Raw genomic sequence first — 7,949 nt, 5'->3', positions numbered from 1 at the left:
GGCTGTTGCGGCGCGCGGCCTCCCGGGACTCGAACCGCGCGAGGGTGACGAACGTGTCGTCGTCGGTGATCCCCCCGGTGCCGCCGAGCCCGCGGAGGCGGCGCCCGTGACCGGCCCGGCACCGCGGGGCGGCGCCGGGACCGTCCCACAGGATGTGCCGGAGGCGAACGACGCCCGTTCGCCCGAGGAGCTGCGATCGATGATGTCCGCCATGCAGCGCGGCATGCGGCGCGGCCGGCAGGACGCGGCCGAGACCGAGGCCGGGCAGAACCGAGTCGATCAGGAGGACGACACCCCATGACAGATGCCCAGCACTCCGGCGCGGAGGTCCCGGGCGGAGGCCGAGGTGAGCTGAACTGGCTGCTCGACAGCCTCGTCCAGCGTGTCGCCCCGGTACAGAACGCGGTGGTGCTGTCGAGCGACGGGCTGCGCATCGCCGCCTCGCGCGGCCTCGCCCGCGAGGAGTCCGACCACCTGTCCGCGGTGGCCGCGAGCTTTCAGAGCCTCGCCCGCGGCGCGGGGGAGTCCTTCGGCGGCGGGCCCGTCCGGCAGACCATCGTGGAGATGGAGTCGGCGTTCCTGTTCGTCACCGCGGCCGGCCGCGGCGCGTGCCTGGCGGTGCTCGCCGCCGCCGACGCCGACCTCGGGATCATCGCCTACGAGATGGCGATGCTGGTCACCCGGGTCGGGCAGCACCTGTCGGCGAACCCGCGGGTGGCCGCGTCCGAGCCGGGCGGCGTGTGAGGTGGACCGCAGCGAGAGTCCGGAGGAACCCGGCCCCGCGCATCGGCACCGCGACGGCGGTCCCGGCGCGGCCTGGTTCGACGACGCGGCGGGCCCGGTGGTGCGCCCCTACGCGCTCACCGGCGGCCGCACCCACTACGGCGGCGCCGACCTCGACCTCGTCGCGCTGATCGTCGTCGTGGACCCGCCGGGCGCGGCGGCCGTCCCGGCGGCTCCGGCCGGCGCGCCCGGATGGGCGCCGGAACCGGAACATGAGGCGATCTTGCAGCTTTGCCGCACCCCGTTGTCCGTTGTCGAGATAGCGTCGGATCTGGAACTGCCCCTCGGGGTGGTCCGCGTCCTGCTCGGCGACCTTCTCGATCACTCGCTGATCCAGGTCCGCCGCCCCGCGCCGGTGGCGCAGTTCCCCAGCGAGCGCGTACTCAAGGAAGTGATCGATGGAATCCGTGCGCTCTGACGCGGCCGCCTCACCGGGCGAGTCCGCGCTGACCGTCAAGATCCTTGTGGCCGGCGGCTTCGGCGTCGGCAAGACCACCCTGGTGAGCGCGGTCAGCGAGATTCGCCCGCTGCGCACCGAGGAGGCCCTCACAGAGAAGAGCATCGGGATCGATGACACGTCCGCGGTCGCGTCCAAGACGACGACGACCGTGGCGATGGACTTCGGCCGCATCACGCTGCCCAACGGCCTGGTGCTGTTCGTGTTCGGCACGCCCGGCCAGGACCGGTTCTGGTTCATGTGGGACGAGCTGGCCAAGGGCGCGCTGGGCGCGGTCGTCCTGGTCGACACCCGGCGGCTCGCCGACTGCTTCGCCTCCGTCGACTACTTCGAGCGCCGGGGGGTGCCGTTCATCATCGGCGTCAACCGGTTCGACGGGGCCGGCCAGCACTCGCCCGACCAGGTCCGCGACGCGCTGGACCTGTCCGCGGACATCCCCGTCATCACCTGTGACGTGCGCGAGCGCGAGTCGGCCAAGCAGGTCCTCATCACCCTCGTCGAGCACATCATGCGCACCATGAGCGGCCGCCAGGCCGTCACCTACTGATCCTCCCCGGGCCCGGTCACGGCGGTCGCCTCGCGGCGCGCCCCGCGACCGGGCCCGGTGCGTCCGGACGGCCCCGCCCTAGGGCAGGGCGCGGAAGTCGGCGAAGTCGAAGCCGGGCGAGACCACGCAGCTGACCAGGACCTCCCGCGCGCCCGCCGGGCGGGCGGCCTGCCAGTGCCCGGCCGGGACGACCGCCTGCGGGACCTCGCCCGCCGCGAGGTCCGCGCCGAGGACGACCTCCGCCGGGGCCGCCGCCGGCCGCTCACCGCCGCCGCCGAGCCGCAGGGTCAGCGGGCCGCCGCGGTGCCACAGCCACACCTCGGCCGAGCGGACGGCGTGCCACATCGACTCCTCGCCCGGCGGCAGCAGGAAGTAGATCCCGGTGGCGCTCGCCCGCTCGCCCGGGTAGCCGTCCGGGACGGAGCGGACGTCCGACCGCCACGTCTCCCGGTACCAGCCGCCCTCCGGGTGCGGGAGCAGATCGAGGGCCTCCGCGGTGGCCGGGCGGGGCAGGAACGCGACGTGGCGGCCGTCGGGGCCGCGCCTGGCGTACCGGACGCGGGACGCCGCCGCCCGCTCGACCACCCCGCGCGGCGGCACCGCGCCGGGAGCCGGGTCCAGCGTCACCGCGAGGACCTGGCCCTCGGCGAACACGTCGTCGGCGATCGCGAGCGCGTCGGCCGTCCCCGCGCCGTCCGGGCCCTCGTCGGGCGCCCAGACGGCGCCCGCCTCGGACAGGACGAACCGCGGGCCGTCCTGGGCCCGCCATGCTTCGAGCGTCGTCAGCAGCATCACGCCTCCGAGCCTAGGGGGCCGCCCCGGGAGATAACCGTTTCCGCCGCGGTCCGCCGCTCTGGCAGCATGGACGTTCTCCAGCGGCCGAGCAACGGAGGCGAGATGCGCCAGGTCTTCGGATTCTCCACGTTCCCTGTCAGGACGAGAGCCTTCGAGGACTTCAGCGCACATGACCACCCTCAACCTCGGCATCCTCGCGCATGTTGACGCGGGCAAGACCAGCCTGACCGAGCGGCTGCTGTTCGACACCGGGGCGATCTCCCGGCTCGGCAGCGTCGACGCGGGCGACACCCAGACCGACCGCGGCGAGCTGGAGCGCAGCCGCGGCATCACGATCCGCTCCGCCGTCGCCTCGTTCCGCGCCGGGCCGCTGCGGGTCAACCTGATCGACACGCCCGGCCACGCCGACTTCGTCGCGGAGGTCGAGCGGGCCCTCGGCGTGCTGGACGGCGCCGTCCTGGTGCTGTCGGCCGTGGAGGGCGTCCAGGCGCAGACCCGCGTGCTGATGCGGACGCTGCGCGAGCTCGGCCTGCCCACCCTGCTGTTCGTCAACAAGATCGACCGGGGCGGCGCGCGGCCGGACGCCGTGCTCGCCCAGGTCCGCAGCCGCCTGTCGGCGCGCGTCGCGGTGATGAACGGCGTCCGCGCCGCCGGGACCGCCGCCGCCCGCGCCGTGCCCGTCCCGCCCGGACCCGCCGCGGCCGAGGTGCTGGCGGAGGCCGACGACGCGCTGCTGGCCGACCTGGTGGAGGACCGGGAGCCGGATCCGGCCTCCGTGCGTGCCGCGCTGCGGGCGCAGACGGCGGCCGGGCTCGTCCACCCGCTGTACTTCGGGTCGGCGGTGACCGGCACGGGCGTCGCCGGCCTGCTGGACGGCATCGCCGCGTACCTGCCACCGGCCGGCGGGGACGCGGAGGGCGGTCCGCGCGGCACGGTGTTCGCGGTCGAGCGCGGCCCGTCCGGGGAGAGGACCGCCTACCTGAGGCTGTTCTCCGGCGAGCTGCGCGTCCGCCAGGACGTCGCCTTCGAGGGACGGGACGGGACGCGCACCGGCCGGATCACCGGGCTGGACGTGGTGGGCTCGGCCGGCCCGCGCCTGACCGCCGGGAACATCGCCCGGGTGAGCGGGCTCGCCGGGATCCGCGTCGGCGACCGGATCGGCCCGCCGGTGCGCGCCGTGCCGGCGTTCCCGGCGCCCTCCCTGGAGACGGTCGTGCGGGCGCGCAGGCCGGACGACTCGGCGCGGCTGCGCGCGGCGCTGCTCGGCCTCGCCGAGGAGGATCCGCTGATCCGGGCCCGGCCCGCGCCGGGCGGCGCGACGTCCGTGCTGCTGTACGGCGAGGTGCAGAAGGAGATCATCGCGGCCCGGCTGCGCGCCGAGCACGGCGTCGAGGCGGCGTTCGAACCGAGCCGCACCGTCTACCTGGAGCGCCCGGCGGGCGTGGGCGAGGCCGCCGAGGATATGGACTGGCGGCGCCGCGTCCCCGACTTCTGGGCGTCGGTCGGGCTGCGCGTCGAGCCGGGCCCGCCGGGCTCGGGGATCGGGTTCGGCCGCGAGGTGGAGCTCGGCGCGCTGCCCGCCGCGTTCGACCGGGCGATCGAGGAGACCGTCCACCGCACCCTGGAGCAGGGGCTGCGCGGCTGGCCGGTCACCGACTGCGCGGTCACGCTGACGCTGTCGGGCTTCGGCGGGCCGGTCAGCACCGCCTCAGACTTCCGCGGGCTCACCCCGCTGGTCCTCATGGCGGCGCTGGCGGCGGCGGGCACCCGCGTCTTCGAGCCGTGCCACGCGTTCGAGGCGGAGATCCCCGAGGACGCGCTCAGCGCCGTCCTCGGCCGGCTCGCCGCGCTCGGCGCGAGCGCGGTGGAGCCGCGGCCGGGCCCCGGCGGGTGGACGGTCCGGGGCGAGATCGCCGTGGACCGCGTCCGCGAGGCCGGTGCGGCGCTGCCCGCGCTGACCCGCGGCGAGGGGGTCTGGTGGTCCAGGCCGTCCGGGGAGCGCCCGGTGAAGGGCGCCCCGCCGGAGCGGGAGCGGACCGGCGGCGACCCGCTGAACCGCGCCGCGTACCTGCGCCACCTGGGCCGCCGCCCGGTCCGCGGGTGACCCTCACACGGTGAGGACGATCTTGCCGGTGACCCGGCCGGTGCCGCCGCGCTCGTGCGCCTTCGCGACCTCCTCCAGCGGCAGCACGGTGTCGATCTCCACGCGCAGCCGGCCGTCGGCGGCGAGCGCGGCGATCTGCGTCAGGGCGTGGTGGTCGGGCTCGACGAGCAGGCCCTCGGTGCGCACCCCCGGCGGAACGTCCACGCCGGTGAGGCCGCTGGGGGCGCCGGGCAGGAGCGAGACCAGCACGCCGCCGGAGCGCAGCGTCCGCAGCGAGCGCGGCCCATAGTCGCCGCCCATGGTGTCGATGACGATGTCCACGTCCCGGACGGTCTCGGCGAAGTCCACGGTGCGATAGTCGACGGCCTCGTCCACGCCGATGCGGCGCAGGAACTCGTGCTTGGGCGCGCTCGCCGTGCCGATGACGTGGGCGCCCCTTGTCTTGGCGATCTGCACGGCGAGGTGGCCGACGCCGCCCGCCGCCGCGTGGACCAGCACCCGCTGCCCCTCGCGCACCCCGGCCGTGTCGACCAGCGCCTGCCAGGCGGTCAGGGCGGCGAGCGGCAGCGCGGCGGCCTGGACGTGGTCGAGGGCGTCCGGCTTCGGCACGAACGTCCGCGACGGCGCCGACACGTACTCGGCGTGCGAGCCGCCGCCGAACGGGTAGCGCAGCATCCCGAACACCTCGTCGCCCGGCTTGTACAGGGCCACCCCGTACCCGGTCTCCTCCACCACGCCGGACACGTCCCAGCCGAGCGTGAACGGCGGTGAGCCGAGGTGCCCGCCGGTCGCGCGGTGCTTCCAGTCGGTGGGGTTCACCCCCGCCGCGTGAACCCGCACGAGCACCTCGGTCTGGCGCGGCTCGGGCCGGTCGGTCTCGATCAGCCTCAGTACCTCGGGCCCGCCGAGGACGTCCTGGCTGACGGCGCGCATGCGTTCCGGCATGATCTGTCCTTCTGTCGTCGGTGACGTTCGCGCCGACCAGCCTGCCGCCCGGCGGGGCGGCCCAGAAGTGGCGAGATCGCCAATATGCGCAAGGATCCGGCCAGGCGGCGGTCAGTCCATCTCCGACAGCCGGGACGGATCGAACGAGATCGGGAACGGCCGCTCCCGCAGGAGCGTCTCCCCGGCGCGGACCTTGCCCGCCACCCGGTACCCGCCGTCCTCCAGTTCCAGCAACGTCACCGTGGGGCGCGGCTCCAGGTCGACCAGCCAGTAGTGCGGGATGCCGGTCGCCGCGTACTCCTCCACCTTGCGGACGCGGTCGATCTGCTCGTTCACCGTCCGCGGCGTGACGACCTCGGCGACCAGCAGCAGGTCGGGCCCGTAGTAGGTGCGGGTGCGCCGCTCCAGCGCCGCGCGGGCCACGTCGCGGCCGACCGCGAACACGTCCGGCTTGCGGATCCCCGCCGAGGTCGTCACGTCCTGCGGCGCCCCCGCCACGTGCACGTCGGCGTCGGCCTGGCGTGCGGCGTCCTTGAGGACGCCCTTCAGCTGCGCGGCGGCGTGGTCGTGCCACAGGTCGCCCGGCAGCTCGTGCAGCCAGCCGTCGGCGAGCTCGTACCGCCGCCCCTCCTCGGGCAGCGCGTCCAGGTCGTACAGCGTGTACGGGCCGTGGGCGCGGCCGGCCGTCCCGCCCATGGATCGTCCCCCTCACGTCGGCACGGGCTGATCCGAATCTAGTGGACGGACGTCCGGCGGAGCCGGAGGCGAAGATCGCGCGTCGGACCGGCCGGATCCGGGCGAAACCCTCGAAAGTCCACCGGGGGCGAGTTACGATACATCGCGAGTTGCTCCCGGCTCCCGCCGGCGGAGCGCGGTCGCCGGAGGCATACCGCCTCGAAGGAGAACCCATGAGCGTCGAGCAGAGTCCAGGGGCCGGCCCGGAGGCCGCGCCCGCCCTGCGAGCCTCCGACCGCGACCGCGACGAGACCCTCGTGCGGCTGCACACCGCCTTCGCGGAGGGGCGGCTCACCGAAGCGGAGCTGGACGAGCGCATCGAATGCGCGCTCGCCGCCCGCACCCAGGACGACCTCGCCCGCGTCGCGGGCGATCTCCCGTCGGCGGCGCCCGGTTCAGCCGCCCACGCGACCCCGGCGCCCGGCCCCGTGGGCCGGCTCCAGTTCGCCTACAAGAGCAGTGTCAGGCGCAGTGGCCGCTGGCGGTTGCCCGAGCGCTTCACGTCTGTCGTCTACAAGGGCGGCTCCCTGCTCGACCTGCGCGCCGCCGAGTTGGACGGCCCGGTGACCACGCTTCGCGTCATCGCCTACAAGTCCACCGTCGAGGTCCTCGTGCCGCCCGGCGTCCGCGTGGAGAGCGGCGGGATGGGCGTGTCCGCCGACGTTCAGGGCTCCCCGGCGGCCGACGCACCGGTCGTTCACATCCAAGGTTTGGCCTATAAGGGGGCGATCGAGGTGAAAGATCGGATTCGTCGGTCCTGAGGTGATAGAACGCTCCCGCGGCCATGATCGGCTGCCGTTCACGTCGATGTCCGAACACGGGGCGATGTGGCGCGGTTTGATGTGAGTCGACACTGAGACTCGAGGTCCGGCAGGACCGTGGCGGGTGAAGGAGCGCGTGTGACCGCGAGGACCCCGGAGCAGGACGAGGCCCGGCGCACGGCCGAGCAGGAGCCCGCCGGCTCCCGCCAGGTCCGGCGCCGCCTCACCTTCGGCGTCGCCGCGGACCTCGCCGAGCTGCCCGCGTCCCTGTCCCCGTGGCAGCGCGCCTTCGAGGCGTGGCGGTCGGCCGGCCTGACCTGGCGCCACGGCCCGCGTCCCGGAGACCCCGCCGTCCCGGCCGCCGCGCCGTCCGCGGGCGCGTCCTACACCGGACGGAGGCCGGGGAAGAAGAAGCCACCGAAACCGGCCCGCACCCCTGCGAAGCCCGCCGCCTCCACCGAGCCTCCGGCCAAGCCGGCCGCTACCGCCAAGCCGGACGCCCCTGCCAAGCCCAAGCCCAAGTCCGCCGGCAAGGCCAAGCCGGTCGCTCCTGCCGAGCCGGTCGCTCCCGCCAAGGCGGCGAAGCCGTCCTCCGCAGCCGGGAAGGCCGTTGTGCCCGGCAAGGAGAAGCGCGCAAAGGGGAAGGCGGCCAAGGCCGCGGCGGAGGCGGAGCTGGGGGAGAAGGTGTTCTCCGCCGCCGAGGCGCGGCGGAAGGCCACCGCCGCGCGGACGCCGGGACTGCGCGCCGGGATCGCCGTCGCGGCGGCCCTGGTGCTGGCCGCGGCCGTGGCGGTCGTCGCGCTCGGGCGGGGCGGCGACGCG

General features: G+C 75.3%; 8 protein-coding genes and 2 pseudogenes. 7 read left to right on the top strand and 3 right to left on the bottom strand.

What is annotated here, in order from left to right:
• From E1291_RS43525 to E1291_RS36180, 4 genes and pseudogenes are all read left to right on the top strand, one after another.
• A pseudogene (locus E1291_RS43525) lies at nucleotides 1-301 on the top strand (hypothetical protein); the annotation flags it as partial.
• On the top strand, nucleotides 298-744 hold the full coding sequence (locus tag E1291_RS36190) for a roadblock/LC7 domain-containing protein (protein WP_131742562.1): 447 nt from the start codon (nucleotides 298-300) through the stop codon (nucleotides 742-744). The pseudogene E1291_RS43525 and the gene E1291_RS36190, both read left to right, overlap by 4 nt.
• Before the next feature lies 1 nt (nucleotide 745).
• Nucleotides 746-1,201, top strand: a complete 456-nt coding sequence (locus E1291_RS36185; protein WP_131742561.1) for a DUF742 domain-containing protein — start codon at nucleotides 746-748, stop codon at nucleotides 1,199-1,201.
• Nucleotides 1,182-1,787, top strand: a complete 606-nt coding sequence (locus tag E1291_RS36180) for a GTP-binding protein (RefSeq protein WP_131742560.1) — start codon at nucleotides 1,182-1,184, stop codon at nucleotides 1,785-1,787. Before E1291_RS36185 ends, E1291_RS36180 begins: the two co-directional genes overlap by 20 nt.
• Nucleotides 1,788-1,865: 78 nt before the next feature.
• On the opposite strand, the gene E1291_RS36175 is transcribed toward E1291_RS36180, so the two are convergent.
• A complete protein-coding gene (locus E1291_RS36175; protein ID WP_131742565.1) occupies nucleotides 1,866-2,579 on the bottom strand; it encodes a cupin domain-containing protein in 714 nt (237 codons plus the stop codon).
• 172 nt (nucleotides 2,580-2,751) lie between these two features.
• On the opposite strand from E1291_RS36175, the gene E1291_RS36170 reads away from it, so the two are divergent.
• Complete coding sequence (locus E1291_RS36170) at nucleotides 2,752-4,686, top strand: elongation factor G (RefSeq protein ID WP_131742559.1); 1,935 nt, start codon at nucleotides 2,752-2,754, stop codon at nucleotides 4,684-4,686.
• Nucleotides 4,687-4,689: 3 nt separating this feature from the next.
• Here the strand turns inward: E1291_RS36170 and E1291_RS36165 are convergent, their stop codons facing one another.
• Nucleotides 4,690-5,619, bottom strand: coding sequence for an NADP-dependent oxidoreductase (locus E1291_RS36165; protein WP_131742564.1), 930 nt, complete (start codon nucleotides 5,617-5,619; stop codon nucleotides 4,690-4,692).
• A 123-nt stretch (nucleotides 5,620-5,742) separates the two neighbouring features.
• Nucleotides 5,743-6,327 carry a Uma2 family endonuclease gene (locus E1291_RS36160; RefSeq protein WP_131742558.1) on the bottom strand — a complete coding sequence of 195 codons (585 nt, stop codon included), beginning with the start codon at nucleotides 6,325-6,327 and terminating at the stop codon, nucleotides 5,743-5,745.
• A 212-nt stretch (nucleotides 6,328-6,539) separates the two neighbouring features.
• On the opposite strand from E1291_RS36160, the gene E1291_RS36155 reads away from it, so the two are divergent.
• Complete coding sequence (locus E1291_RS36155; RefSeq protein WP_131742557.1) at nucleotides 6,540-7,127, top strand: DUF1707 SHOCT-like domain-containing protein; 588 nt, start codon at nucleotides 6,540-6,542, stop codon at nucleotides 7,125-7,127.
• Nucleotides 7,128-7,265: 138 nt separating this feature from the next.
• A pseudogene (locus E1291_RS42675) lies at nucleotides 7,266-7,949 on the top strand (hypothetical protein); the annotation flags it as partial.

Origin of the sequence: Actinomadura roseirufa (assembly GCF_900659635.1) — a bacterium.
GTDB classification, from domain to species: domain Bacteria; phylum Actinomycetota; class Actinomycetes; order Streptosporangiales; family Streptosporangiaceae; genus Spirillospora; species Spirillospora roseirufa.
The sequence above is the reverse complement of the archived record's forward strand: the minus strand, read 5'-3'. Positions and strand labels throughout refer to the sequence as shown.

Excerpts from the sequence above, each read along its gene's own strand:
- E1291_RS36190 (WP_131742562.1), top strand. The coding sequence starts at position 298 with ATGACAGATGCCCAGCACTCCGGCGCGGAGGTCCCGGGCGGAGGCCGA.
- E1291_RS36180 (WP_131742560.1), top strand. The coding sequence starts at position 1,182 with ATGGAATCCGTGCGCTCTGACGCGGCCGCCTCACCGGGCGAGTCCGCG.
- E1291_RS36175 (WP_131742565.1), bottom strand. The coding sequence starts at position 2,579 with ATGCTGCTGACGACGCTCGAAGCATGGCGGGCCCAGGACGGCCCGCGG.
- E1291_RS36170 (WP_131742559.1), top strand. The coding sequence starts at position 2,752 with ATGACCACCCTCAACCTCGGCATCCTCGCGCATGTTGACGCGGGCAAG.
- E1291_RS36165 (WP_131742564.1), bottom strand. The coding sequence starts at position 5,619 with ATGCGCGCCGTCAGCCAGGACGTCCTCGGCGGGCCCGAGGTACTGAGG.
- E1291_RS36160 (WP_131742558.1), bottom strand. The coding sequence starts at position 6,327 with ATGGGCGGGACGGCCGGCCGCGCCCACGGCCCGTACACGCTGTACGAC.
- E1291_RS36155 (WP_131742557.1), top strand. The coding sequence starts at position 6,540 with ATGAGCGTCGAGCAGAGTCCAGGGGCCGGCCCGGAGGCCGCGCCCGCC.